The sequence below is a fragment of the Pelomonas parva genome, from assembly GCF_043555835.1.
GTDB lineage: Bacteria > Pseudomonadota > Gammaproteobacteria > Burkholderiales > Burkholderiaceae_C > Pelomonas > Pelomonas parva.
Window position 1 is genome coordinate 340,859 of record NZ_JBIGHV010000004.1, and the last position, 26,512, is coordinate 367,370.

Annotated in this window: 25 protein-coding genes; 13 read left to right on the forward strand and 12 right to left on the reverse strand. The window is 69.5% G+C overall.

Translation table 11 applies throughout. The features are described from left to right. Positions 1-9 precede the first annotated feature (9 nt). The 12 genes from ACG00Y_RS12270 to ACG00Y_RS12325 form a co-directional block, all read right to left on the reverse strand. Entirely contained in the window at positions 10-777 is a 768-nt protein-coding gene (locus ACG00Y_RS12270) for an SDR family oxidoreductase (protein WP_394479139.1), read from the reverse strand. Beyond that, a complete protein-coding gene (locus ACG00Y_RS12275) occupies positions 774-1,934 on the reverse strand; it encodes a glycoside hydrolase family 53 protein (RefSeq protein ID WP_394479141.1) in 1,161 nt (386 codons plus the stop codon). Before ACG00Y_RS12275 ends, ACG00Y_RS12270 begins: the two co-directional genes overlap by 4 nt. After that, entirely contained in the window at positions 1,927-2,907 is a 981-nt protein-coding gene (gene araH, locus ACG00Y_RS12280; protein WP_394479143.1) for an L-arabinose ABC transporter permease AraH, read from the reverse strand. The genes ACG00Y_RS12275 and araH overlap by 8 nt, the downstream gene beginning before the upstream one ends. A 2-nt stretch (positions 2,908-2,909) precedes the next feature. Next, on the reverse strand, positions 2,910-4,421 hold the full coding sequence (araG, locus tag ACG00Y_RS12285; RefSeq protein ID WP_394479145.1) for an L-arabinose ABC transporter ATP-binding protein AraG: 1,512 nt from the start codon (positions 4,419-4,421) through the stop codon (positions 2,910-2,912). Positions 4,422-4,592: 171 nt separating this feature from the next. Next, positions 4,593-5,570, reverse strand: a complete 978-nt coding sequence (locus ACG00Y_RS12290; RefSeq protein WP_394479147.1) for an arabinose ABC transporter substrate-binding protein — start codon at positions 5,568-5,570, stop codon at positions 4,593-4,595. A gap of 14 nt (positions 5,571-5,584) precedes the next feature. Continuing rightward, positions 5,585-6,481, reverse strand: a complete 897-nt coding sequence (locus tag ACG00Y_RS12295; RefSeq protein ID WP_394479149.1) for an SMP-30/gluconolactonase/LRE family protein — start codon at positions 6,479-6,481, stop codon at positions 5,585-5,587. An 83-nt stretch (positions 6,482-6,564) separates the two neighbouring features. Beyond that, entirely contained in the window at positions 6,565-8,955 is a 2,391-nt protein-coding gene (locus tag ACG00Y_RS12300; protein WP_394479151.1) for a beta-galactosidase, read from the reverse strand. Between the two features lie 33 nt (positions 8,956-8,988). Beyond that, on the reverse strand, positions 8,989-9,606 hold the full coding sequence (locus tag ACG00Y_RS12305) for a 2-dehydro-3-deoxy-6-phosphogalactonate aldolase (RefSeq protein ID WP_394479153.1): 618 nt from the start codon (positions 9,604-9,606) through the stop codon (positions 8,989-8,991). 1 nt (position 9,607) lies between these two features. Beyond that, positions 9,608-10,516, reverse strand: coding sequence for a 2-dehydro-3-deoxygalactonokinase (locus tag ACG00Y_RS12310; RefSeq protein ID WP_394479155.1), 909 nt, complete (start codon positions 10,514-10,516; stop codon positions 9,608-9,610). Further along, positions 10,516-11,664, reverse strand: coding sequence for a galactonate dehydratase (gene dgoD / locus ACG00Y_RS12315; RefSeq protein WP_394479157.1), 1,149 nt, complete (start codon positions 11,662-11,664; stop codon positions 10,516-10,518). Before dgoD ends, ACG00Y_RS12310 begins: the two co-directional genes overlap by 1 nt. Positions 11,665-12,003: 339 nt before the next feature. After that, positions 12,004-12,375: a response regulator gene (locus ACG00Y_RS12320; protein WP_394479159.1), complete on the reverse strand. Its 372-nt coding sequence runs from the start codon at positions 12,373-12,375 to the stop codon at positions 12,004-12,006. Positions 12,376-12,419: 44 nt separating this feature from the next. Then, a complete protein-coding gene (locus ACG00Y_RS12325) occupies positions 12,420-12,542 on the reverse strand; it encodes a hypothetical protein (RefSeq protein ID WP_394479161.1) in 123 nt (40 codons plus the stop codon). A gap of 247 nt (positions 12,543-12,789) precedes the next feature. Between ACG00Y_RS12325 and ACG00Y_RS12330 the strand changes: the two genes are divergently transcribed. The 13 genes from ACG00Y_RS12330 to ACG00Y_RS12390 all read left to right on the forward strand — a co-directional run bounded on the left by ACG00Y_RS12330 (position 12,790) and on the right by ACG00Y_RS12390 (position 26,479). Beyond that, the gene (locus tag ACG00Y_RS12330) at positions 12,790-13,908 is read left to right on the forward strand and encodes a BMP family ABC transporter substrate-binding protein (protein WP_394479163.1); all 1,119 of its coding nucleotides are present in this window, start codon (positions 12,790-12,792) and stop codon (positions 13,906-13,908) included. 22 nt (positions 13,909-13,930) lie between these two features. Further along, positions 13,931-15,055 carry an ABC transporter permease gene (locus ACG00Y_RS12335; RefSeq protein WP_394479165.1) on the forward strand — a complete coding sequence of 375 codons (1,125 nt, stop codon included), beginning with the start codon at positions 13,931-13,933 and terminating at the stop codon, positions 15,053-15,055. Beyond that, entirely contained in the window at positions 15,052-15,978 is a 927-nt protein-coding gene (locus ACG00Y_RS12340) for an ABC transporter permease (RefSeq protein ID WP_394479167.1), read from the forward strand. The genes ACG00Y_RS12335 and ACG00Y_RS12340 overlap by 4 nt, the downstream gene beginning before the upstream one ends. A gap of 10 nt (positions 15,979-15,988) precedes the next feature. Continuing rightward, positions 15,989-16,681 carry a biuret amidohydrolase gene (gene biuH / locus ACG00Y_RS12345; RefSeq protein ID WP_394479169.1) on the forward strand — a complete coding sequence of 231 codons (693 nt, stop codon included), beginning with the start codon at positions 15,989-15,991 and terminating at the stop codon, positions 16,679-16,681. A 13-nt stretch (positions 16,682-16,694) separates the two neighbouring features. Further along, entirely contained in the window at positions 16,695-18,263 is a 1,569-nt protein-coding gene (locus ACG00Y_RS12350) for an ABC transporter ATP-binding protein (protein ID WP_394479171.1), read from the forward strand. Between the two features lie 2 nt (positions 18,264-18,265). Further along, on the forward strand, positions 18,266-18,946 hold the full coding sequence (locus ACG00Y_RS12355) for a cysteine hydrolase family protein (protein WP_394479173.1): 681 nt from the start codon (positions 18,266-18,268) through the stop codon (positions 18,944-18,946). After that, the gene (atzF, locus tag ACG00Y_RS12360) at positions 18,943-20,748 is read left to right on the forward strand and encodes an allophanate hydrolase (protein WP_394479175.1); all 1,806 of its coding nucleotides are present in this window, start codon (positions 18,943-18,945) and stop codon (positions 20,746-20,748) included. The genes ACG00Y_RS12355 and atzF overlap by 4 nt, the downstream gene beginning before the upstream one ends. Continuing rightward, positions 20,745-21,128, forward strand: coding sequence for an oxalurate catabolism protein HpxZ (gene hpxZ, locus ACG00Y_RS12365; RefSeq protein WP_394479177.1), 384 nt, complete (start codon positions 20,745-20,747; stop codon positions 21,126-21,128). Before atzF ends, hpxZ begins: the two co-directional genes overlap by 4 nt. A 204-nt stretch (positions 21,129-21,332) precedes the next feature. Then, positions 21,333-22,019, forward strand: a complete 687-nt coding sequence (locus ACG00Y_RS12370) for a GntR family transcriptional regulator (protein ID WP_394479179.1) — start codon at positions 21,333-21,335, stop codon at positions 22,017-22,019. Positions 22,020-22,080: 61 nt separating this feature from the next. Continuing rightward, complete coding sequence (locus tag ACG00Y_RS12375) at positions 22,081-22,935, forward strand: outer envelope protein (RefSeq protein WP_394479181.1); 855 nt, start codon at positions 22,081-22,083, stop codon at positions 22,933-22,935. Between the two features lie 46 nt (positions 22,936-22,981). Beyond that, positions 22,982-24,496: an ABC transporter ATP-binding protein gene (locus ACG00Y_RS12380; protein WP_394479183.1), complete on the forward strand. Its 1,515-nt coding sequence runs from the start codon at positions 22,982-22,984 to the stop codon at positions 24,494-24,496. Then, on the forward strand, positions 24,483-25,562 hold the full coding sequence (locus ACG00Y_RS12385) for an ABC transporter permease (RefSeq protein ID WP_394479185.1): 1,080 nt from the start codon (positions 24,483-24,485) through the stop codon (positions 25,560-25,562). Before ACG00Y_RS12380 ends, ACG00Y_RS12385 begins: the two co-directional genes overlap by 14 nt. After that, entirely contained in the window at positions 25,559-26,479 is a 921-nt protein-coding gene (locus ACG00Y_RS12390) for an ABC transporter permease (protein WP_394479187.1), read from the forward strand. The genes ACG00Y_RS12385 and ACG00Y_RS12390 overlap by 4 nt, the downstream gene beginning before the upstream one ends. Positions 26,480-26,512 lie beyond the last annotated feature (33 nt).

Consider the following 26,512-nt stretch of genomic DNA (forward strand, 5'->3'; position numbering starts at 1 on the left):
TGATGCCGCCTACTCGTGGTAGAGCTGCGCGCGGCCGCCGTCGATGAGGATGTCGGTCGCGTTGATGAAGCGGGCCTCGTCGCTGGCCAGGAACAGCGCGGTGTAGGCCACCTCGATGGGCTCACCGATGCGCTTGGGCGGCAGCAGGTCGACCTGGCGCTGGCGCTCCTCGGGCGGCATGCTGGCCAGCCATTCGACGATGCGCTCGGACAGGATCAGGCCGGGCGAGATCGAGTTGACCCGCACGTTCTGCGCCGCGTACTGGATGCCCAGCGCCTTGCTCATGCCGATCAGCGCATGCTTGGCGACGGGATAGGGAAAGGTGTTGGGGATGATGCGGTGGCCGTGCACCGAGGCGATGTTGACGATGCTGCCGCCACCGCCCGCCAGCATGCCGGGCAGCACGGCACGGCTGCAGTGAAGCGCGCCTTCGAGGTCCACCGCGAAGCAGCGCTGCCACTGCGCGGTGCTCATCTCCAACGGCTCGGCGAAGACGTTCATGCCGGCGTTGTTGATGAGCACGTTGATGGGGCCAAAACGCTCGGCACCGCGCGCGGCCATGGCCTGCACGGCGGCCTCGTCAGCGATGTCGGCGGCGATGTAGATCGCATTGTCCGCGCCCAGCTCGGCCATCAGGGCGTCGCTGGCGGCATCGTCGGTCAGGCCGTTGAGGATGACCTTGGCGCCCTCGGCGACGAACAGCCGCGCCACCGCCTTGCCGATGCCCTGGCTGGAGCCGGTGACCAGCGCGACCTTGCCCTGCAGACGTGCACTCATTGCGTGTAGCGCTTCCAGATGTCCAGCACCGGCAGTGCCTTGCCCTCGAAGTCGAACAGCGTCGTGTTGGAGACCACGTTGGGCCCCGGCTGCCCGGTGCCTTCCCGCAGCGCCCAGCCGACCTTGGGGTTGGCGATCATGATCGGGTCCCAGTACAGGACGCCCAGCACGCGTGGCGTGGCTTTCATGGCGCCGAGCAGCTCGGCCATGAAGTCGCGCTGACCCTCGGGCGTGCTCATGCTGGCCGGGTAGGGGCCGTTGTGTTCGAGCTGGCCAGGCCAGCCGTCATGGCGCTTGGGCGCGAAGTTGAAGCCCGCCTCCATGATGAGGAGGTCGCTGTCGTAGCGCTTGGCCACGACCTCGCAGAAGCTGGCCAACTGGCTGACGCTCTTCTTGGTCCAGAACGGGTAGTAGGACGGGCCGATGACGTCCCACTTGACGCCCTGGGCGCGGGCGTTGTCGAACCAGTCGACGTATTTGGCCTCGTTGCCGCCATCGTCCAGGTGCAGCACGACGCGCGACGCCGGGCTGACGGCCTTCACGGCCGCGTAGCCCACCTTCAGCAGCGCGCCCAGCAGGGGCCAGACCTTGGTGCTGCCATAGGGATACATCATCCCGTGCTCGATCTCGTTGCCCAGCGACACGAACTCGGGCGCGGTGCCCTGGTCCACCAGCGCCTGCATGACCTCGCGCGTGCGTTGCTCCACCAGCGTGGCCAGACGCTTGAAGCGGGCCGTGTTGTCGGGCAGTTGCGCCAGTTCGCGGCGCCAGGCCGTGGGCGGGTCCTGCGTCTTCGAGTTGGTCCAGAAGTCGCTGTAGTGCAGCGTGAACTGGATCTGCATGCCCTGCGCCTTGGCGCGGCGGGCCAGGGCCAGCACGTCGGGCAGGTCCATCGAGCCCTCGGGCCAGTACCAGCCGTCGTTGCCGGTGCCCGGGCCCGTCTTGTCGTAAAGGCGGATGCGAGCGATGTTGTGGCCGTAGCGCTTCAGGATGGCCAGGCAGTCGCCGGGTTGGCCTTCGCGGTCCCTGTAGACGGCACCGGCGCGCTCCATCCAGGTCAGTGCGGAAATGTCGCCGCCGGCCAGGAAGGGCGTGGCGGCGTGTGCGGGCAGCGCGCTTGCGAGCGACGCTGCCAGCAGCGTGCGCCGATCAAGCACGGCGCTCGCCCCGGGTCTTGAGCTGGTCCAGCAACACGGCCGCCAGCAGGATCAAGCCGCGCACCAGGTACTGATAGAACGCATCGACGTTCAACAAGTTCATGACGTTCTCGACCGTGCCCATGATGAGCACGCCGATGACGACGCCGAAGATGCGCGCCTTGCCGCCGGCCAGCGACACGCCGCCCAGCACGCAGGCGGAGATGACGTCCAGCTCGAAGCCGGTGGCCGCGTTGGGCTGGCCGCTGGTGATGCGGGCCGACAGGATCAGGCCGGCCAGCGCAGCCACCACGCCCTGCAGCAGGAAGATCCACACGCGCAGCCGCTCGACCTTCACGCCCGCCAGCCGCGCGGCCTCGGGGTTGCCGCCGATGGCCAGCGAGTTGCGGCCGAACACGGTGTGGTTGAGCAGCACGCCGAAGATGACGAAGCAGATCACCGTCGTCCAGATCGGCAGCGACAGGCCGAACACGATGGTGTCGCCGAAGGAGATGAAGCCTTCGTCGGCGATGCCGACCGCCTGGCCCTTGGAGGCGATGAAGGCCAGACCGCGCACCATCAGCATGGTGGCCAGCGTGGCGATCAGCGCGTTGACGCGCAGGTAGGCGATCAGCACGCCGTTGCCCGCGCCGATCAGTGCGCCAGCCAGCAGGCCGGCCAAGACGGCGATGGGCACGCTGCCCGTGCTCTCCAGCACCATGGCGCCCAGCACGCCGGCGAAGGCGATCGTTGAGCCGACGCTCAGGTCGAAGTCCCGCGAGGCCAGGCAGAACATCATGGTGCAGGCCACCATGCCGATCTGCGCCACCGACAGCAGCAGGCCGGTGATGTTGGCCGTAGAGAAGAAGTTCTCGACGCTGACGGACAGGACGACGAACAGCAGCAGGTAGCCCAGCGTCATGCTGTGCTCCTTGAGCAGGGCACGGGCGGTGGAGTTCATGGCGGGGCGTGGCGTGAGAGTGGTCGTGTTCATGATCAGTGCAGGGCGGCGGCGGGTGCGCCATCAGGCAGGGCCAAAGCAAGGGCAGCGGTCTCGCTGGCGTTGGCGCGATCCAGCTCGCCGCTGATGCGGCCGTCGCGCATGACGATGAGGCGGTCGGTGATGCCCAGCACCTCGGGCAGCTCGCTGGAGATGACGATGACGCAGCAGCCCGAAGCGGCCACGTCGTGGATGATCTTGTAGATCTCGTTCTTGGCGCCCACGTCGATGCCGCGCGTCGGCTCGTCGAGGATCAGCACCTTCAGGCCCGGCTCGGCCAGCCAGCGCGCCAGGATGACCTTCTGCTGGTTGCCGCCGGACAGCAGGCGGATCTCCTGCTCGCGGTTGGGCGTCTTGATGCGCAGCTTCTTGATGAAGTCGTCGGCACGCTGAGCCTCCTGGCCGTGGCGCAGGAAGACGCCGCCGAGCAGGCCGTGGCGGCGGCAGCTGATGTTGATGTTCTCGGCCACTGACGAGTGGGCCAGGATGCCCTGCTCCTTGCGGTCCTCGGGGCACAGCACGATGCCGGCAGCGATGGCCGCCGACGGGCCGGCCGTGGACACGGGCTGGCCGTCCAGCAGCACCTCGCCGCCCCGGCGCGGGTCGGCGCCGTAGAGCAGGCGCATCAGCTCGCTGCGGCCAGCGCCCACCAGGCCGAAGAAGCCCAGCACCTCGCCGCCGCGCATCGCGAAGCTCAGCGGCTGCGGCAGGCGGGCGCTGTGCAGGCCGCGCGCCTCCAGTCGCACGGGGCCGTGCTGGCGGCTGCGGTAGTCGTAGATGTCCTGCAGCTCGCGGCCCACCATGTCGGCGATGAGCCGCTCGCGCGGCACCTCGGCCATGACGTCGTGCGTGACGATCTTGCGGCCGTCGCGGAAGATGGTGCAGGCGTCGCACAGCTCGTACAGCTCTTCGAGGCGGTGCGAGATGTAGATCAGCGTGCGCCCTTCCGCGCGCAGGCGCTTGACGAGCTTGAACAGGATCTCGGTCTCGCGGTGCGACAGGCTGCTGGTGGGCTCGTCGAAGGCGATGACCTTGGCGTCCTGCATGACGGCCTTGCAGATCTCCACCATCTGGCGCTGGGCAATGGACAGATCCGACAGGCGCGCGGCTGGGTCCAGATCCACGCCGATATTGGCCAGTTGCTCGGCCACCATCTTGCGCGCGGCCTTGTGGTCGACCAGGCCGAAGCGCGTCGGCAGGCGGCCCAGCAGCACGTTCTCGGCCACGGTCAGCTCGGCCACGTACTGCAGCTCCTGGTGAATGATGGCGATGCCGGCGGCGATGGCGTCACCGGCCGAGGTGAAGTGGCGCTCCTGGCCCTCCAGCAACAGGCGGCCGCCGTCGGGCTTGTACTGGCCACCCAGGATCTTCAGCAGCGTGCTCTTGCCCGCGCCGTTCTCGCCGAGCAGGCCCATGACCTGGCCGGCATGCGCCTCGAAGCTCACCCCGTTCAGCGCCTTGACGCCGGGGAAGACCTTGCTGATGTTGTCGAACTGCAGGACAGCCATTTCAGTGTTTCATTTCGGATTCGAAGTGCTCGCGGCGCTTGAGATTTACGGGCCGAGCGCCGGGCCGCTCCCAAGCCGGCCCGTCCTGGCGATGTGCTTGCGGCTCAATGCCGCAAGCATCGCCGTCCCCTCGGGGGACCGGCCAAGGTATTCCTTGGACGAGGGGCTCCATCACAACCCCATCTGCTTGCGGATTTCAGCCTGGTTCTTGCGCGTCATCAGGATGCCGCTGGTCAGCGTGACGGGCGGGGGCACCTTGCCCTGCGTGGCCCAGTCGAAGACCATCGCCGCCGTCTCGTAGCCATGGCGCTTCGGGCTGATCAGCACCGTGCCGTAGAAGCCGGTCGGCGTGGGCTTGGTGAACTCGTTGAGAGCGGTCTGACTGCCACCGATACCCACGGCCAGCATCGCGTCCTGCTTGATGCCCCGGCCCTCGCCGGCGCGCACCGCACCCAGCGCGGCTTCGTCGTTCAAGCCGAACGCCACCCACTTCTTGAACTTGGCGTTCTTCGTGAAGGCGATGTTGGCCGCGTTGAAGGCGCTCTCGGTGTCGGTCTTGGCCTGCGGCGCGTCGACGACGTTGGCGGCCGGCACGCCGGCAGCCTTCAGTGCGTCCGCCGCGCCCATGGTGCGGTCGCGGGCGGTGGGCAGCTGGTCGAAGGCCACGCGCAGCACGCCGACTTCGTCGAGCTTCCAGCCGCGTGCCTTGATCTCGGCGATCAGCGCCTGGCCGACCTGCTTGCCGATCTCGTAGCCTGAGATGCCCATGTGCGGGATGTCGGCGATGGGCTTGCCGGCGCCGTCGACGAGCTGGTCGTCCACGGACATGACCTTGAGCTTGTGGCGCTTGGCCGCGCGGTTCACGGCCACGCCCAGCTTCACGTCGGGCGCGCAGATGACGAAGCCGACCGCCTTCTGCGCGGCCAGGTTGTCGATGGCGGCCATCATCTTCTCGCCGTTGGGGATGCCGATCTTGACGAGCGTGAAGCCCTTGTCCTTGGCGGCCTGCTCGGCGTACTTCCACTCGTCCTGGAACCAGGGCTCCTCGGCCTGCTTGACGAGGAAGCCGATCTTGACCGGGTCGGCGGCCTGCACCGCAAAGGGCGCGGCCAGCAGGGCCAGGGTGAGAGCGCGGCGTTGGATCTTCATGGTCTTCGTCTCCGTCAGTCGTCAAACAATGTGTCTTCGATGCCCAGCGCCTGCGGCAGGCGCAGCCCGAACAGGCTGCCCGACAGCGGCTGTGCGGTCAGGGCCTCGCGGGTCATTTCGGTCCGCGCGGTGGTGAGCATCAACTGGTCCATGCCGTCACCGCCGATGGCGGGACAGCTCGTGTGGGCGGCCGGGGCGTGCGACACGCCCATCAGCTGTCCCTCGGGGTCGTAGCGTGCCACACGGCCGGCGCCCCACTGCGCATTCCACAAGCAACCTTCTGAGTCAATGACCGAGCCGTCGGGCCAAGCGTCGGCGCGGTCCATCTGCGTGAACAGGCGGACGTTGTCGACCTGGGCGGTCTCGGCGTCGTAGTCGCACTGCTGGATGCGTTGGGCAAGCGAGTCGCAGAAGTACATCGTGCGGCCGTCGACGCTGAAGCAGATGCTGTTGGCGATGGCCACCGCCGGCAGCGCCAGGCGGCGCAGGCCGTGGCGCGTCGAGTATTGATAGAAACTGGCAATGGCGCGCTTCTCCTTCGCCTCATTCAGGGTGCCGAAGACGAAATTGCCGCTGCGGTCGGTGCGGCCGTCGTTGATGCGGGTGCGCGGCTCGGCGGCGTCGACCGGGGCCAGCGTCTGCAACTGGTTCAGCTCCAGCTCGTCGCCCAGCGAGGCCACGGCCAACCGCTTGGCCAGACCCAGCAGCACGCGGCCCGAGCGGCAGTGGGCGAAGCTGCCCAGCCGGTCGGGCAGGCGGCAGAACCTCGGCCCCGGCGCGCCCGGGCGCCAGGCGAACAAGGTGGACGCCTCGATGTCGGTCCACCACCAGCGGCCGGCCCGCCACAGCAAGCCCTCGCCAAGCATGGCGCCCTGCGGCAGAACGAGTTCGAGATCGCCGGTCAGTTTCATCAGAAGCTCAGGTTAAGGAGCCGTTCCATTCCGTACAAATCGAATGTCCGGGCTTAACTATCCAAATTAGGAATACCTGACCTTCAAGGCGCGATGGCCACGCGCCGCACCGTCAGCAGCCGGGCGCCGCGCAGCTCGGCAACCTGCGTCTGGCCGGCGGCGAACGCGGGGCGCTGGGCGGCGTCGATGTAGATGGGCGCATCGGCCCGCAGCGGCAGCACGGAGAGCTTGAGGTCGGCACCCGGCTTCAGCGCGAACTGGCGCAGGCCGATCTCCCAACGCTGACCGTTGTAGTACCAGTCGTCCAGCATGGTCGTGCCCGAGAACACGCGGCCGATGTCGCCGACGAAGTCCAGCTCCAGCAGCACGTCCTCGGCCTGGGGCGCGAGTTGCTCGGGCAGCTTCAGCGACCAGGTCGCCGCGTTGGCGAAGGCCTCGGGGATGGGCTGCACGGCGGCATTGGCATGGCCGCCCCTCTTGATGGCCGGCGCATTGCCGGCCTTGCGGGTGGCGGTGATGTGCAGCGTCGGCTGGGCGGGCTCGCCGGCCAGCTCCAGGCGTTGCAGCAGGCCGTCCTGCTTGACCTGCAGGCCGGCCGCGTTCGGTTTGGCCAGGGCTGGGAACACGGCGGCACGCAGCGGCTGCGGGCCGATGCCGCGCAGCTGCAGCTTGCCGTCGGCCACCCAGGCCTGCTGCTCGCTGAAGACAAGGCGGCGCTGGCCGGCGATGTCCAGCACGCTCATCTGCTCGACCTGCTCGGGCGTCAGCAGCAGCACGCTCACCGCACGGCCATTGTTGGTGCCGATGCGCTGGAGGCTGGCGTCGGGCTTGAATGTCTTCAGGCCATCGGCCAGCGCGAATTCGGACGGGATGCCGGCCGTCGCCGCAAACACGTGCACGATGCCTTGTGCACCCGCGTCAACGCGCGTGACCAGCTGGGCTGTCGCGTGGCGCAGCTTGACGCCGTCCAGGTCGGCGTTGATCGGCCAGATGAAATAGGCGCCGTTGGCGATGTCGACCGGCTGGCTGGGCAGCGTCACCGTGCCGCCCGGCAGCTGCACCTCGAAGCGCACGGCCGTCTGCGCCGGCATCGCGTACTGACGCACATGGTTGTTGAAGAACAGGTAGCCGCTGTCGCCGTTGCTGCGCACGGACCAGCGCGGCGTCTGCAGGTCGGCCGGCGTGGCCGGCGAGCGCTCGGGCTGGCGCACGGTCATCGTCGCCAGCTGAGCGCCGTAGTCACGCAGGAAGTAGTGAAAGGGGCGCAGCTTGGCGAGCACCGGGCGCTGCTGGCCGTCCGGGCCCAGCGGCGCCTGGAAGTCGTAGCTGATGCGCGGCGTGTCGTTGTAGCCGCCGCTCAGCGTGCTTTCCTCCAGGCCCGTGCCGCCCGCGCCCACCGGGTTGCGGCCGCCGTGGAACATGTAGTAGCCTAGCAGGTTCACGCCGGAGCCGATCTGCACCGGCAGCATGGCCGCGATGTCGTCGGGCGACACCAGCGTGCGGCGGCGGTACATGGCCGGCAGGCCGGGGCCGTACTCGGCGCCGAAGAAGGGCACCTTGTCCTTGTCCGTCTCGGCCGTGCCGACACCGTGCGACTTGGTCTGCGCGCCCAGGTCGCCGCTGACGCGGGTGTTGAAGCGGAAGGCGTGCGTCTCCTTCGGAGCCAGCTCCTTGGCGCTGGCGGCCCAGGGCTCGTCCGGGTAGCCGCCGAACACCGGGATGACCTCGCCGGACGGGTAGACGGCGCCGTCCCAGCCCGTCACGGTGTACATCGGCACGTCCATGCCGGCCTTCAGCGCCAGCTTCTTCAAGGCGCTGATGTGTTCCTCGCCCTTGCCTGGGCCGCGCAGGTTGTATTCGTTCTCCAGCTGCACGCCGACGACGGGGCCGCCGTCCTTCCACAGCAGGCCCTTGATCTGCGCGCCGATCTCGGCGTAGAGCTTCTCGACATGGCCCAGGTATTCGGGGTCGTTGCTGCGCGTGGGCATGGCGTCGACGATCCAGTCCGGGATGCCGCCGTAGCGCGCCTCACCGTGGCACCAGGGGCCCAGCCGCACGACCACCTTCAGGCCGGCCGCCTGGGCCTGCTGCACGAAGCGGCGCAGGTCGTGGTTGCCCTTCCAGTTGAACGCGCCGGGCTGCTCCTGGTGGTGGTTCCAGAACACATAGCTGGCGACGATGTCGATGCCGGCGGCCTTCATCAGGCGCAGCTGGTCGGCCCATTGCGAGGCCGGGGCGCGGGTGAAGTGGTACTCGCCCATGACCGGCAGCCAGGGCTTGCCGTCCTGCAGCAGGTACTGGTTGTTCGCCGCCAGCGTCACGCCCTTGGGCGAAACCGCCGTGCCCATCTTGATGTGGCCGGTCTGCGGCGCGGGCACGGCGGAGCGGGCGTCGAGCTTGAGGGTTTCGGCGGCTACATGCGGGCCAAGCGCGGCCAGCAGCAGCGCAGCGCTGAGCGTGCGGATGCGGTTCATCGTTGTCTCCGGTGTGTCTTGTTTTTTATCGAATCAGAGCGCGCGCCAGGCCTGCACGAAGGCGCGGGCGCGCTGCGCCACGTCGGTGGCGTTTAGGCCGGGGCTGTACAGCGCCGAGCCCAGGCCGAAGCCGGCGGCGCCGGCCTTCACGTAAGGCGTCATGTTGTCGGGCGTGATGCCGCCCACCGGCAGCAGGCGCAGCTCCTTGGGCAGCACGGCGCGCATGGCCTTGACGATGGTGGGCGTCACCAGTTCGGCCGGGAACAGCTTGACCGCATCGGCACCGGCATGCACGGCCCCGAAGGCCTCGGTCGGCGTCGCCGCGCCGGGCACGCAGTACAGACCGCGCGCCTTGGCAGCACGGATCACTTCCACGTCGGCATGGGGCATGACGATGACCTTGCCGCCCGCCGCCTCGACGTCGGCCACGGCCTGCACGCTCAGCACGGTGCCGGCGCCGATGACAGCATCCGCCGGCATGCGGCGGGCCAGGCGGGCGATGGAGTCCAGCGCGTTGGGCGAGTTCAGTGGCACCTCGATGACGCGAAAGCCCTCGGCGTAGAGCGCATCGGCAATCGCCTCGACCTCCTCGGGCTTGACGCCACGCAGGATGGCGACGAGGGGGAGGTGTTTCAGTGCCTGATCAAGCATGTCAGATGAGATTCATGGTTAGCGCCAGCCGCCACAGGCCGGCGGGCGCGGTGTTGTCCAGCAGCAGCGGCTGCGGCTGGCCGAGGTGCGCGAGCGCCTGCGCATAACGCGCGCACAAGGCCGGGTCGCCGACAAGGGCGATGCGCCCCGGCGTAACGCCACGCAACTCGCTGGCGATCTCATGGCCGATCAGCAGGCCGGAGAGGTAGTCGGGCAGCTGCTCGGCGCTGAGCTGCTTGAACAGGCCCAGCGTGCGCACGGCGAACAGCTGGTGGGCCAGGCCGCCGTCCTGCTGCGCGGCGTCCACGCCCTTCAGGAAGGCCTCGGGCGACGCGGGCGAGCTGCCGTCGGACGGCATCAGGCGGTTCAGCACCGAGTGCTGGCGCAGCAGCGCGAACAGCTCGCCGGTCATGTGGGTCGCGAAACCCGTGACCTTGCCGCCGCTGACCCGCGCCCACTTGGAATGCGTGCCCGGCAGCACCAGGCAGGACTCATCCGCCAGCTCGGGGTGCAGCGCCAGCGCGCCGACGATCTGCGTCTCCTCGCCGCGCATGACATCGGGCTGGGCCGCGTCGTCGACCAGGCCCGGGATGATGCTCAGGCGCTCATCGAGCAGCAGCGTCTGGCTGGCCAGCGCGACGGCGTCTGCCGGGCAGCGCACATAGGGCGCCTCGCGCCAGCCGTACTGGCTGCCGACCATGCCGCAGGCGAGCAGCTTGAGCTGGGGGCGGTCTGCGCGCCAGTCGCCCACCAGATCGGCCAGCGCGCGGGCATAGGCCTCGGCACCGCTCAGCGTGGCGGCGCCGTCGTTGGACTGGCGCGTCTCCAGCACCTGGCCGCCGTCCCCGAGCAGGAAGGCGCGCAGCCGCGTGCTACCCCAGTCCAGGGCGATCAGACGAGCTGCGCTCATCACCATTCAGCGACGCTGCCGTCGGCGTGGCGCCAGACCGGGTTGCGCCAGTCGGACGCGGTCTTGCTGGCCTCGATGACGCGCTCCTCGTCGATCTCGACGCCCAGGCCCGGCTTGCGCAGCGGGTTGATGAAGCCGTTCTCGATGCGGAAGTCTTCCTTGTTGGTCACGAAGTCCAGCAGCTCGGCACCCTTGTTGTAGTGGATGCCCATGCTCTGCTCCTGCAGCACGGCGTTGTGGGAGACAAAGTCCACCGCCAGGCAGGACGCCAGCGCCACCGGGCCCAGCGGGCAGTGCGGCGCGAAGGCGACGTCGTAGGCCTCGGCCATGGCCGCGATCTTGAAGCACTCGGTGATGCCACCGGCATGCGACAGGTCGGGCTGGACGATGGAGATGCCACCGGCCTGGAAGACGCGTTTGAAGTCGAAGCGCGAGAACATGCGCTCGCCGGCCGCCAGCGGGATGCTGGTGTACTCGGCCAGGCGCGGGTACTGCTCGGCCTGCTCGGCCAGCACCGGCTCCTCGACGAACAGCGGGCGGTAGGGCTCCAGCGCGCGCAACAGCGGCTTGGCCATCGGCCCGGCCACGCGGCCATGGAAGTCGATGCCGAACTCGATGTCGTGGCCGAAGGCCTCGCGGATCTCGGCGATGCGGGCCACCGCCTCGTCCACCTTGCGGGCGCTGTCGACGATGGCCAGCTCCTCGGTGCCGTTCATCTTGAAGGTGTCGAAGCCGCCTTCGCGCAGCCGCTTGATGTCGCGGATGACGTCGGCCGGGCGGTCACCGCCGACCCAGGAATAGACCTTCATCTTGTCGCGCACCAGGCCGCCCAGCAGCTCGTACACGGGCTGGTTCATGACCTTGCCCTTGATGTCCCACAGCGCCTGGTCGATGCCGGCGATGGCGCTCATCAGGATGGGGCCGCCACGGTAGAAGCCGGCGCGGTACATGACCTGCCAGAGGTCGTTGATGCGGGACGGGTCCTGGCCCACCAGGTATTCCGACAGCTCGTGCACGGCCGCCTCGACGGTGCGCGCGCGACCCTCGATGACCGGCTCGCCCCAGCCGACGACACCCTCGTCGGTCTCGATCTTCAGGAACATCCACCGCGGAGGAACGCGATAGGTCGTCAGCTTCGTGATTCGCATGGCTCTTGGCTCGTTCAGGAACGATCGCGAGCTTAGGAGGGGCTGCTAGTTCTGAAATATTGTTTCTTTCGCTTGTTCTATGCCCAGTTCGTATAGAACAACGCCCGCGCTCCCCATGACAGGGCCATGTCACCCCTTTTGATTACAGGGTTAACCCCATGAATCATGGTGAAAACCCTTATACTGGCGTCGTCAACAAGGAAAGAAAGGGAAACAAATGGAACTGCTCATCATCACTCTCGCGCTCTCGGTCGTCGCCGTCGTCGGCCAATTCGGCGACGCCATCTACCGCCGCCTGACCGGCAAGATCCTCGCGATCTGATCCCAACGCCGGGCAGGTCATCTCGACGCTCGCCCGGCGCGGATCTCGTCCACCAAGCGGTGCAGATCCGCAAAGTCGAAAGGCTTCAGCAGTGCCCGCACGTGCGGGCCGAAGTCGCTCAGGTTGTTGCCCATGGCATAGCCTGACGAGAACACCACCCAGGCCTGCGGCGCGCGGCGCAGAACAGCGCGCGCCAGGTCCACGCCTGATATGCCGGTGAGGCTCACGTCCGTCACGACGACGTCGACCTCGGCGGGCTCGTAGGCGGCCAGCGCCTCCTCGGCGCGGGCGAAGGCCCGCACTGCCAGGCCCTCCTCCTCCAGCATCCAGGTGATCTGCTCGCGCAGGTCGTCGTTGTCCTCCACGAAGAAGGCGCGCAGCGGCTGCACTGCCGGCTGTGGCGTGCTTGCCGGGACGCCATCGCACGACGGCATCAGCGCTGCAGCCCGGCGATGTCGACGGGCCAGCAGCGGCCGTCGCTGGCGGTATGCACCCACATGTCCCGGTTCTCCAGCCGCGTCATCCGCGCAACGATGTTGCCCACATCATCGTCCACGACCAGCACCTGGCGGCGCCGGGGCCCGTGAACAGCTCAGCGGCCCGGCGTCCGTGCACGCCGAGAGCGTGCCAAATGCCCTGATTCGCTCCACCCAGCGGGCGGTTCTGCACCGCCTGTGTGCGCGTCTCAGCCCACTCCCCGGGGCAGGTAGGCTGGCACGGCCCCTGCTTGTATACCGATCAGAACACCGCCCGGAACTCAGCCGGGCGAGCTTCGTTGACGGAACAACCTCAGGAGAGCCGAGATGACGCGATCGCAGTGGAACCGCCGGGATTGGCTGGGCAGCGCAGGTGCTGCCGGCGCGGGCTTGATGACAGCCGGATGGAGCGGCCTGGCGCTGGCCCAGAAGCCCTTGACGCTGGGCTTCATCTACGTGGGCCCGCGCGACGACTATGGCTACAACCAGGCGCACGCCGAGTCGGTCGCGCTGCTGAAGAAGATGCCGGGCCTGAAGGTCGTGGAGGAGGAGAACGTCCCCGAGACCAACGCGGTGCAGAAGACCATGCAGGGCATGATCGCCCAGGACGGCGCGGGCCTGCTGTTCCCCACCTCCTTCGGCTACTTCGACCCGCACATCCTGGCGCTGGCGCCGAAGTACCCGAACGTGCGCTTCGCGCATTGCGGCGGGCTGTGGAATGCGGCCAAGCACCCGAAGAACGCCGGCAGCTTCTTCGGCTACATCGACGAGGCCCAGTACCTGAACGGCGTCGTCGCGGCTCATGTCACGAAGAGCAAGAAGCTCGGCTTCATCGCCGCCAAGCCCATCCCGCAGGTGTTGCGCAACATCAACGCCTTCACGATGGGCGCGCGCAGCGTCAACCCGGCCATCACGACGACGGCGATCTTCACCGGCGACTGGAGCATGCCGGTCAAGGAGGCCGAGGCCACCAACAGCCTGTCCGACCAGGGCGTGGACGTGTTCACCATGCATGTGGACGGCCCCAAGGTCATCGTCGAGACCGCAGCCAAGCGCGGCAAGTTCGTCTGCGGCTACCACGCCAGTCAAGCGAAGCTGGCACCGGCGGCGTACCTGACCGGCGCCGAGTGGAACTGGATCACTGCCTACAAGCAGATCATCGAAGCCGCGCAGACCGGCAAGCCGCATCCCAACTTCGTGCGCGGCGGCCTGAAGGACGGATTCGTCAAGATCAGCCCCTATGGCAGCTCGGTGCCCGAGGGCGCGCGCAAGCAGGCCGAGGCCATCCGCGCGCAGATGCTCAAGGGCAGCTTCGACATCTTCAAGGGCGAGTTGAAGGACAACACCGGCAAGGTGGTCATCCCAAGTGGCACGGTGCTCAAGCAGACCGACATGGTTCTTGAAGGCATGAACTACCTGGTCGAAGGCGTCATCGGCAAGGTCTGACCCTTTCACAGGAGCCGCCGCCATGGTTGCCACCTCAAGAGCCCAGGGCTTCGCCGAGGCCTTGCTGCTGCCCGTCTTTGCGCTGACGGCCGCGCTGCTGCTGTTCGGCGTCTTCGTCTGGCTGGGCGGGACCGACCCGGTGGAAGCCTGGAAGCTGCTGTTCCTGGGCGCCTTCGGCGACGCCTTCTCCTGGCAGAACACCCTCCTGCGCGCCGCGCCGCTGATGCTGACGGCGCTGGCCGTGGCGCTGCCGGCGCAGGCCGGGCTGACGATGATCGGCGGCGAGGGCGCGCTGGTGCTGGGCGCGCTGGCCTGCGCCGGCCTGCCCTACCTGTTCGCGCCGCCGGACGGCATGGTCGGCAGCATCATGGTGCTGGCAGCCGGCGCGCTGCTGGGCGGCGGCTGGGTGATGCTGTCGGGCTGGCTGCGCCAGTGGCGCGGCGTCAACGAGACCATCTCCAGCCTGCTGCTGGCCTACATCGCCATCGCGCTGTTCAAGCATTTCGTCGAGGGGCCCATGCGCGACCCGGCGAGCCTGAACAAGCCCTCCACCCACCCGCTTGCCGAGGCCCTGCGCATCGGGCCCATCATGGGCGACGCGGCCATGGAGTCGTGGCTGGGCGACGTGCACTGGGGCCTGGTCATCGGCGTCGTGCTGTGCCTTGCCTGTGGCGCCTGGCTGAGCTTCAGTGCCTCGGGCTTCGCGATGCGGGTGGTGGGCGGCAACGCCCGCACCGCGCGCCTCGTGGGCCTGCCGACCAACCGCATCATCCTGGCGGCCTGCGCCCTGGGCGGCGCGGCGGCGGGGCTGGCCGGCGCCATCGAGGTGGCGGCCGTGCACACGGCAGCCAATGCGTCGGTGATCGCGGGGCTGGGCTACACCGGCATCCTGGTCAGCTTCGTGGCTCGCCACAACCCCTGGGCCATCCCGCCGGTGGCCGTGCTGTTCGGCGGCTTCGCGGCGGCGGGCAGCCTGCTGCAGCGCCGGCTCGATTTGCCCGACGCGTCGGTGCTGGTGCTGCAGGGCTTCGCCTTCGTCTTCATCCTCGCGGCCGAGGCGCTGCGCGGGCGGCTGTTTGCGCCGCGCGCGGCGGCCAAGCGGCCCGCTCCCGCAGCGCCAGCGGCAACTGCTCAGGGGGTCGCATGAGCCTTGAACTGGCGTCCATCCCCGACCTGCTGCTCGCCGTCATCGGCGGCGCACTGCGCGTCGGCACGCCCTTCCTCTTCGTCAGCCTCGGCGAGTGCCTGACGGAGAAGAGCGGCCGCATCAACCTCGGCCTGGAGGGCGTGCTGGTGTTCGGCGCCATGGCCGGCTTCGGCGGCGCCTATCTGGGCGGCTCGCCTTGGGTGGGCGTGCTGGCGGCCTGCGGTGCGGGTGCGTTGCTGGCGCTGCTGCACGGGCTGCTGTGCTCGCTGCCGCGCGTGTCCGACATCGCCACCGGCATCGCGCTGATGCTGCTCGGCACGGGCCTGGCCTTCTACCTGGGCAAGCCGCTGATCCAGCCGCAGGCGCCGCAGATCCCGTCGCTGCAGCTGGGCGCGTGGAGCGACTCCCCGGCCGTGCAGCAAGCCCTGTCCGTCAACGCCCTCTTCCCCATCGGCGTGGCGCTGGCGGCGCTGCTGGCCTGGGGCTTCAGGAACACGCGCTGGGGCCTGGTCGTGCGCATGGCCGGCGACAGCAGCGATGCCGCGCGGGCGCTGGGCTACTCGGTCAACGCGGTGCGCATCGCGGCCACCACGGCGGGCGGCGCGATCGCCGGGCTGGGCGGGGCGTCGCTGTCGCTGTACTACCCGGGCAGCTGGAACGAAGGCCTGTCCAGCGGCCAGGGCCTGATCGCCGTGGCGCTGGTCATCTTCGCGCGCTGGCACCCGTGGCGCTGCCTGGGCGCGGCGCTGCTGTTCGGCGGCGCGGTCGCCATCGGCCCGGCGCTGCAGAGCGTGGGCGTCAGCGGCGGCTACTACTTGTTCAACGCCATGCCTTATGTGCTGACGCTGGTGATCCTCGTGGCCACCTGCTCGACCAGCCAATCCCTCAAGGGCGCGCCGGCAGAACTCGGCGTCTCCCGCTGAAAGGAACACCATGCCCACCCTGCGCTCCAAGCCCTATGCCTGGCCCTTCGACGGCAACATCAGCCCGAGCAACACGGCCCTCGTCATCATCGACATGCAGACCGACTTCTGCGGCATCGGTGGCTATGTCGACAAGATGGGCTACGACCTGTCCATGACGCGCGCGCCCATCGAGCCGCTGAAGGTGCTGCTCGCCGCTGCGCGCCGTGTCGGCATGCACGTCATCCACACCCGCGAGGGCCACCGCTCGGACCTGTCGGACCTGCCCGCCAACAAGCTGTGGCGCTCGCGGCAGATCGGCACCGAGGGCCGCGGCATCGGTGACGCCGGCCCCTGCGGCCGCATCCTGGTGCGCGGCGAACCGGGCTGGGACATCATTCCCGAGCTTTACCCGATTGCCGGCGAGCCCATCATCGACAAGCCGGGCAAGGGCAGCTTCTGCGCGACCGACCTGGATCTGGTGCTGCACACGCGCGGCATCCGCAACCTGATCCTGACCGGCATCACGACCGACGTGTGCGTGCACACGACGATGCGCGAGGCCAACGACCGCGGCTTCGAGTGCCTGATGCTGTCGGACTGCACCGGCGCCACCGATGCCGGCAACCACGCCGCCGCGCTCAACATGATCCTGATGCAGGGCGGCGTGTTCGGCGCAGTGGCCGAGTCGGCCGCCGTGCTGGACTTGCTGGGCCAACTCTGAGCACGGCGCCATCATGATTCCGCAGACCTCGCCGCCGTCCACCTCGTCGTCCGACACGCCGCACGCGCTGCACCTCGAGACCTACCGCCTCACCAAGCGCTTCGGCAGCTTCACGGCGCTGGACGACGTCTCCATCACCGTGCGGCCCGGCACCGTGCATGCGCTGCTGGGCGAGAACGGTGCGGGCAAGAGCACGCTGGTGAAGGCCATCGTCGGCTACCACCGGCCCACCGAAGGCAGCGTCCTGGTGGACGGCCGCGAGCACGACATCGCCTCGCCCGTCGTCGCCCGCGACCTGGGCCTGGGTATGGTCTACCAGCACTTCACCGTCGTGCCGGGCATGACGGTGGCCGAGAACCTGCTGCTGGCGCGCGGCAAGCTGCCCATGATGGTGGACTGGAAGGCCGCGCGCGCCGAGCTGGACGCCTTCATGAGCACCACGCCGTTCCGCCTGCCGCTGGACGCGCAGCCCGGCGACCTGTCGGCCGGTGAGAAGCAGAAGCTGGAGATCCTCAAGCAGCTGTTCCTGAAGCCGCGGCTGCTGATCCTGGACGAGCCCACCTCGGTGCTGACGCCGCAGGAGGCCGACGAGGTGCTGGGTGCGCTGCGTGACCGGGCGCACGCGATGGAATGCTCGGTGCTGATGATCACGCACAAGTTCCGCGAGGTGATGGCCTATGCCGACGACGTGAGCGTGCTGCGCAAGGGCGCGCTGGCCGCCACCGGCGCGGTGGCCGACTGCACGCCCGACAGCCTGGCCGCCGCGATGGTGGGCGAGAGCCGCAGCGACGCGGTGACCGAGAACAAGTGGGTGCGCGAAGCGCGCGAGCCCGGTGCGGTGAAGCTCGCCATCGACAAGCTGGACGTGATGGGCGACCGCGGCGAGCCGGCCGTGCGCGCGCTGTCCTTGAGCGTGCGGCGCGGCGAGATCGTCGGCATCGCCGGCGTCAGCGGCAACGGCCAGCGCGAGCTGATGCAGGCGCTGGTCGGCCAGCGCTCGCGCCTGGGCGGCCAGGTGAATGTGGACGGCGAAGCCTTCCTGGCCCGCCGCGCCGAGAACCGCGCCCGCAAGGTGCGCAGCCTGCCGGAGGAGCCGCTGGGCAATGCCTGCGTCGGGCCCTTGAGCGTGGCGCAGAACATGGCGCTGCGCAGCTTTGACGAAGCGCCCTGGGCGAGCGGCGGCCTGGTGCGCTGGGGGGCGCTGCGCGAGCGGGCGCGGGCGTGGATCGCCGAGTACGGCGTCAAGACGCAGGGCGAGCGCGCCGCCATCCGCACGCTGTCGGGCGGCAATGTGCAGCGCGCCGTGCTGGCCCGCGAGCTGGCCGGCGAGGCCGAGCTGCTGCTGGTCAGCAACCCCGTCTTCGGGCTGGACTTTGCCGCCGTCGCCGAGATCCACGGCCGCCTGATCGCCGCGCGCAACCGAGGTGCGGCGGTGCTGCTGGTCAGCGAGGACCTGGACGAACTGCTGGCGCTGGCCGACCGCATCGTCGTCATGAGCGAGGGCCGCATCGTGCACGACGTGGCTGCGGCGGAGGCCACGCGGCAGTCGCTGGGCGAGTACATGGGCGGCAAGGGGCATTGATGATGAACAAGCCGCTCACGCTCGCCACCGCGACGCCCTTTCCCTACACGTTCAACCCAGCGCATACGGCGCTGGTCGTCATCGACATGCAGCGCGACTTCATCGAGGCCGGCGGCTTCGGTGCCAGCCTGGGCAACGACGTGACGCTGCTGCAGGCCATCGTGCCCACGGTGCGCCGCATGCTGGATGCGTGGCGCTCGGTTGGCGGCGTGGTGTTGCACACCCGCGAGGCGCACCGCCCCGACCTCAGCGACTGCCCACCAGCCAAGCGCCTGCGCGGCAGCCCGACGCTGCGCATCGGTGACGTGGGGCCCATGGGCCGCGTCCTCATCGCTGGCGAGCACGGCGCCGAGATCATTCCCGAGCTGGCGCCGCTGCCGGGCGAGCTGGTGGTCGACAAGCCCGGCAAGGGCATGTTCTACGGCACGACCGTGGACGCGCTGCTGAGCCACCGCGGCATCACCCACCTGCTGTTCATGGGCGTGACCACGGAGGTCTGCGTGCAGACGTCGATGCGCGAGGCCAACGACCGCGGCTACGAGTGCCTGCTCATCGAGGACGGCACCGAGAGCTACTTCCCCGAGTTCAAGGCCGCCGCGCTGGCCATGCTGACGGCGCAGGGCGCCATCGTCGGCTGGTCGGCGCCGTCGAGCGCGGTCATCCAGGCCCTTCAAAGCGCATGACCCAAGAATCCCTGCACACCGTCGCCGACTGGCAGGCCGCCTACGCCGCAGGCGCCAGCCCCTACACCCTGCTGACCGCGCTGCTGGACCGGCTGGACCCGGCCGACCCGGCCTGGATACACCGATGCACGCCCGAGCAGCTCATCGCCCAGCTCGCCGCGCTGCCGCCGCGCAGCCCGCTCGCGCCGCTGTGGGGCGTGCCGCTGGCGGTGAAGGACAACATCGACGTGGCCGGCATGCCCACCACGGCCGCCTGCCCGGCCTTTGCCAACATGCCCGACCATTCGGCCACCTGCGTACAGCGCCTGCAGGCGGCCGGCGCCATCGTCGTGGGCAAGACCAACCTGGACCAGTTCGCCACCGGCCTGGTCGGCACGCGCTCGCCCTATGGCGAAGTGCCGAACACTTTCGAGCCGAGCTACGTCAGCGGCGGCTCCAGCTCGGGCTCGGCCTCGGTCGTGGCGCGCGGCCTGGTGCCGCTGGCGCTGGGCACGGACACCGCCGGCTCCGGCCGCGTGCCCGCCGGCTTCAACCACCTCGTTGGGCTGAAGCCCACGCCCGGCAGCGTGCCCATGCGCGGCGTGCTGCCGGCCTGCCGCACGCTGGACGTGGTGAGCGTGTTCGCGCTGACCGTGGCCGATGCGGCGCTGGCCTTCTCGCTGTTCGAGGGCGCCGAGGCGGACGAGCCGCGCTTCCACGTCGCCGCGCCGCGCCCGCCCTGGCTCGGCGGCACGCGCGCGGCGCTGCGCCTGGGCGTGCCGCTGGCGCCCGGCTGCGACGAGGCTCTGGGCTGGCCGACCGCCTTTGGCGCGGCCCAGGCGCGCGTCCACGAACTGGGCGCCGAGCTGGTGCCGCTGGACTTCGAGCTGCTGTTCGAGGTCGCCAAGCTGCTGTACGAAGGCCCATGGGTGGCGGAGCGGCTCAGCGTCGTCGACACGCTGCTGGCCGCCGACCCCGAGGCCTTCGACCGCACGGTGGCGAAGGTCATCGCCCGAGGCCACGGCCAGGACGCGGTGGCCGCCTTCCGCGGCCGCTACGAGCTGGAGACGCTGCGCGCCGAGCTGCAGAGCCTGTGGCAACAGGTGGACGCACTGCTCGTGCCCACCGCGCCCACCTGCCCCACGCGCGCCGCCGTGGCCGCCGAGCCGGTGCTGCGCAACAGCGAGCTGGGCCGATACACGAACTTCGTCAACCTGCTCGGCTGGTCCGCGCTGGCCCTGCCTTGCCAGTTGCCCGATGACAAATCCCCGCTGCCCTTCGGCATCACGCTGATCGCGCCGGGCGGCGCGGACGCGGCGCTGGTGGATTTCGGCCTGCGCTGGGAGGCCGCCGGCCCCGCGCTGCTGGGCGCCCGCCTGCGCAGCGCCAATCCCTCCGACCGCCGTGTGCAAGCCCTGCCCCGCGCCGAGCCCACGCTGCTGCTGGCCGTCGTGGGCGCCCACCTGCAAGGCCTGCCGCTGCACGGCCAGCTGAAGGAGCGCGCCGCGCGGCTGCAGGCGCGCACGCAGACCGCGCCGCGCTACCGCCTGCATGCGCTGCCCGGCACCGTGCCGCCCAAGCCCGGGCTGGCACGCGTGCCTGAGGGCGAGGCGGGTCATGCCATCGAGGTCGAGGTCTACGAGCTGCCGATGGCCAGCGTCGGCTCGCTGCTGGCGCTGATCCCGCCGCCGCTGGGCCTGGGCAACCTGGAGCTGGCCGACGGCCGCTGGGTCAAGGGTTTTATTTGCGAAGGCGCCGCGCTACTGGGCGCACCGGACATCAGCAACCACGGCGGTTGGCGCGCCTTCCTGGCGGCCTCATGATGGACACGCGCAGCTTCGACGACCCGGCCGTGCTGGCCGAACTCGGCGCCGTGTTCGAGGCCTACGAGCAGGCGCTGATGTGCAACGACGTGGCCGCGCTCAATGCCTTCTTCTGGCAGGACGAGCGCACTACGCGCTACGGCATCGCCGACCGGCAATGGGGCATCACCGAACTGGTGGCCTACCGCGCCGCCACGCCCGCGCCCAACTTCACGCGCAAGCTGGAGCACCTGCGCCTGCACGCCTTCGGGCCCGACATGGCGGTGGCGCAGGTGGAGTTCGTGCGCAGCGACACGCCGCTGCGCGGCTTCCAGACGCAGACCTGGGTGCGCCTGCCCGAAGGCTGGCGCATCGTCGCGGCGCACGTCAGCATGAGATGAGACAGCCCCTCGCCCAGTCTCGCGCTGCTGAACGCAGGCGAACCCAGTCGGTCCCCCGAGGGGACGGCGATGCTCGCGGGGGAGGCCCCGCTCGCACATCGCCAAACGGGCCGGCTTGGGAGCGGCCCGGCGCTCTGCCCGAACGCCATGCTTCATATGTCGCGGTGCCGCGGTCGCGGAATGGACAACTGTGACGAGCCGCGCGTGACTGCCGACAACGCCCCAGCCGAGGCCGCCAGCCTGACGGCCCAAGCCTATGCGCGGCTCAAGCAGCTGATCTTCGACTTCGCGCTGATGCCGGGCGACCGCGTCTCCGAGACCGAACTGGCGCAGCGCGTGCAGGTGAGCCGCACGCCGCTGCGCGCCGCCCTTCAGCGGCTGGAGCGCGAGGGCTTCCTGCACCTGCTGCCGCGCCAGGGCTGGCAGGTGGCGCCGCTGGACTTCGACGTCATGGACGAGCTGTACGACCTGCGCACGCTGATCGAGTGCGAGGCCGCCCGCCACCTGGCCGAGAGCGAGCAGCGCCCCGAGCTGCGCCAGCTGGCCGACACCTGGCTGGTGCCGCCGACCGAGCGGCTGGCCGACGCTGCGGAGGTCGGCGCGCTGGACGAGCGCTTCCACGCGCTGCTGGTGCAGGGCAGCGGCAACCGCGAGATGGCCCGCGTGCACCGCGAGATCACCGAGCGCATCCGCATCATCCGGCGACTGGACTTCACCAAGCCGGCGCGCATTGACGCCACCTACGACGAGCACGCCCGCATCGTGCGCGCCCTCACGCGGCGCCGCGCCGACGAGGCCCAACGCCTGCTGCGCGCCCACATCCAGCAAAGCAAGCTGGAGGTGCGGCACATCACGCTGGACATGCTCTACCGCGCGCGGCGACCGGCGTGATGCCGCCGCCATGCGCGCACCTCATTTCACGCTTCCCATTCACCCACCTTCGGAGCCCGCCATGAGACTGCCCACCCGCCTGATCTGCACCGCCGTTGCCGCACTCGCCGCCAGCACGGCCCACGCCGCCGACTGGAGCGACACCTCCATCGGCTACCGCTACGGCACCAAGTTCGCCGAGCCCTTCGGCACCAACGACATCAAGAAGAGCATCGTCAACCTCAACCACGCCAGCGGCTACAAGTACGGCAGCAACTTCTTCAACGCCGACCTGCTGCTGTCCGACAAGAAGGACCCGTCCAGCCCCGGCTCGGACAGTGGCGCCAGCGAGGTCTACATCGTCTACCGCCACACGCTGGACCTGGCCAAGGTGACCGACAGCAAGTTCGCCTTCGGCCCCGTGCGCGGCATGGGCATCACCGCCGGCTTCGACGCCAACGTCAAGGTGGATGCCGGCTACAACTCGCGCAAGCAGATGCTGGTGCTGGGCCCGACGTTCATGATGGACGTGCCGGGCTTCCTGAACGTCAGCGTGCTGCTGCTGAAGGAAAGCAATGCGCCCTACAACAAGTTCAGCGGCACGGGCACGCCGCGCTACGACTACAAGACGCACCTGATGCTGACGGCGGCGTGGAGCATCCCGCTGGGCAAGATGCCGCTGGCCTTCGAAGGCTTTGCCAACTACATCGCCGCCAAGGGCACGAACGAGTTCGGCGGACCGACCGGGCCGGAGTTCAACTTCGACGGCCAGGTCATGTACGACATCGGTGCCGGCGCCGGCGCCGCGCCGGGCAAGTTCAAGATCGGGCTGGAGTACCAGTACTGGCGCAACAAGTTCGGCAACCCGTACAAGGGCCCGGCGGGCCGGGGCGCCTTCGCCAAGACGCCCATGATCCGGGCGCAGTACCACTTCTGACCTTGCCGAGCCCCAACCTGGCGCATTCGTTGCATGGGTGAATCTCATGCACAGACTTGAGCTGATCGGCATCACCAAGCAATACCCCGGCGTGCGCGCCAACGACGGCATCCACTTGAAGGTGGCGCCGGGCCAGGTGCACGCCGTGCTGGGCGAGAACGGCGCCGGCAAGTCGACGCTGATGAAGATCATCTACGGCGCCACGCGGCCGGATGCCGGGCAGATGGCCTGGAACGGCCGCGAGGTCGCGGTGGCCAGCCCCGCCCAGGCCCGCGCTTTGGGCATCAGCATGGTCTACCAGCACTTCTCGCTGTTCGACACGCTGACCGCCGCCGAGAACATATGGCTGGGGCTGGACAAGGCCCTGTCGCTGGCCGAGGTGGCCGAACAGACGCGCGCGGTGTCGGCGGAGTACGGGCTGCACGTGGACCCGGCCCGCCCGGTGCACACGCTCAGCGTCGGCGAGCGCCAGCGCGTCGAGATCGTGCGCGCGCTGCTGACGCGGCCGCAGCTGCTGATCCTGGACGAGCCCACCTCCGTGCTGACGCCGCAGGCTGTCGAGAGCCTGTTCGTGACGCTGCGCCAGCTCAGCAACGAGGGCTGTTCCATCCTCTACATCAGCCACAAGCTGCACGAGATCCGCGCGCTGTGCGACCACTGCACGGTGCTGCGCGGCGGCCGCGTGGTGGGCGAGGTGGACCCGCGCCAGGAGACCAATGCCAGCCTGTCGCGGCTGATGATCGGCGCTGATGCGCCGGTGCTCAAGCCCCGCGAGGGCCAGCCGGGCGCGACGGTGTTGCGCGTCAGCAGCCTGGCGCTCCCGCAGCGCGACCCGTTTGGCGTCACGCTGGCCGACATCGGCTTGGCCGTGCGGACCGGCGAGATCGTCGGCGTGGCGGGCGTGTCGGGCAATGGCCAGCAGGAGCTGCTCGCGGCGCTGTCGGGCGAGGACCCGCGCGCGCCGGCCGGCAGCATCCGGCTGTTCGAGAAGGACATCGCCCGCGCCTCGCCCGGCCGGCGCCGTGCGGCGGGGCTGCATTTCGTGCCCGAGGAGAGGCTGGGCCGGGGCGCCGTGCCGACGCTGTCGCTGGCGATGAACACGCTGCTGACGCGCACCGAGGCGGTCTCTGCGAGCGGCTGGCTTCGCATCGGCGAGGCCCGCGCGCTGGCGGCGCGGTTGATCGAGGGTTTTCGCGTCAAGGCCCCGGGGCCGGACGCGCCGGCGCGCACGCTGTCGGGCGGCAACCTGCAGAAGTTCATCGTCGGCCGCGAGATCGACGCCGGACCCAGGCTGCTGATCGTGGCCCAGCCGACCTGGGGCGTGGACGTGGGCGCGGCCGCGCAGATCCGCGGCGAGCTGCTGCGGCTGCGCAACGAGGGCTGTGCGCTGCTGGTGTTCAGCGAGGAGCTGGACGAGTTGTTCGAGCTGTGCGACCGGCTGCATGTCATTGCGGACGGCCGGCTGTCGCCGTCGGTGCCGATTGCCGAAGCCACGCGCGAGCAGATCGGCGAATGGATGTCGGGGCTGTGGCCCGAGGAGCAGGCCCATGTTCAAGCTTGAGCCGCGCGCCCAGACCTCACTGGCGCTGGCCGTCGCCGCGCCGCTGCTGGCGCTGGCCATTACGGTGCTGATCGGCGTGGCACTGTTTACCGCGCTGGGCAAGGACCCGCTGCAGGCGCTGCGCCTGTTCTTCGTCGAGCCGCTCGCCAGCGGCCGGGCGCTGGCGGAGCTGAGCATCAAGGCCGTGCCGCTGGCGTTGATTGCGCTGGGCCTGGCGGTGTGCTTTCGCGCCGGCACCTGGAACATCGGCGCCGAGGGCCAGTTCGTGCTCGGCGCCCTGGGCGCCGGCTGGGTGGCCATGCAGGCCGGGCCGGGCGCGTCGGCCTGGTTTGTCGTGCCGGTGCTACTGGGCGGCATCGTCGGCGGCATGCTGTGGGCCGGCATCGTGGCGCTGCTGCGCGACCGCTTCAACACCAACGAGATCCTTGTCAGCCTGATGCTGGTCTACGTGGCCGGCCTGCTGCTGAACTACCTGGTCTACGGGCCCTGGAAAGACCCCGACGGCTACAACTTCCCGCAGACCGTGCTGTTCGCGCCCGGCACGAAGCTGCCGCGCCTGGTGGAGGGCCTGCGCATGAACGTCGGTGTCGTCATCGCGCTGCTGGCGGTGGTGGCGTTCGCGATCTTCCAGTTCCGTACCTACCGCGGCTATGCGTTGACCGTGGGCGGCATCGCGCCGGCCGCCGCACGCTATGCCGGCTTCTCTTCGCGCAGCGCGTTGTGGACAGGGCTTCTCCTGTCCGGCGGCATGGCGGGCCTGGCGGGCGCCTTCGAGGTGGCCGGGCCGCTGGGGCAGCTCACGCCCTATGTGCCGGTGGGCTACGGCTTCGCGGCCATCATCGTCGCCTTCGTCGGCCGGCTGCACCCGGTGGGCATCGCCTTCTCGGCCGTGCTGATGAGCATGTTCTACATCGGCGGCGAACTGGCGCAGAGCCGCATGGGCCTGCCCAAGTCGCTGACCAGCGTGTTCCAGGGCCTGCTGCTGTTCACGCTGCTCGCCTGCGACCACGGGCTGCAGTACCGCATGCGCTGGGTGGCAGCGGTGAAGGCACGGGCAGCCCTATGAATGAGATCGCGCTGCTGATCGCCGCCACGCTGAGCGCTGGCACCGTGCTCGCCATCGCCGGCCTGGGTCTGCTCATCAACGAACGGGCCGGCATCGTCAACCTGGGCGCCGAGGGCCTGATGCTGGTGGCGGCCATCGCCGGCTACGCCGCCGCCGTGCACAGCGGCTCGGACCTGCTGGGCTTCGCTGCCGGCATGGCGGCCGGTGTCGTGCTGTCGCTGTTCTTCGGGCTGCTGGTGATCTGGCTCAACACCAACCCCTACGCCACCGGCCTGGCGCTGAGCCTGTTCGGCGCCGGCTTCTCGGCCTTCGTGGGTGTGGCGTACACGCAGCAGCGGCTGTCCGAGCGGTCGCACTGGGCCGTGCCCGGGCTGAGCGACCTGCCGGTGCTGGGCAAGGCGCTGTTCGAGCATCACCCGGTCGTCTACCTGGCGATGGCACTGGCCGTGGCGCTGCACTTCTTTCTCTACCGCACTCGGGCCGGCCTGGTGCTGCGCGCGGTGGGCGAGTCGCCCGAGTCCGCCCATGCGCTGGGCTATCCGGTGCGCAAGATCCGCCTGGCTGCGGTGGCCGCAGGTGGCGCGCTGTGCGGCCTGGCCGGCGCCTACCTGTCCATCATCTACACGCCGCTGTGGGTGGAGGGCATGGTGGCCGGCAAGGGCTGGATCGCGCTGGCGCTGACGACCTTCGCCACCTGGCGGCCGGCCCGCGTGCTGCTGGGCGCCTACCTGTTCGGCGGCGTCACCATGCTGCAGTTCCACCTGCAGAGCGAGGGCGTCGACATCTCCAGCCACTGGCTCAGCATGCTGCCCTACCTGTCCACCATCGTCGTGCTGGTGCTGATCTCGCGCAACCCGGCGTGGATCAAGGCCAACATGCCCGCGTCGCTGGGCAGGCCGTTCAAGCCCGGCCATTGAACTTCTCAACCTAACCGACCCACCCCCAGGAGA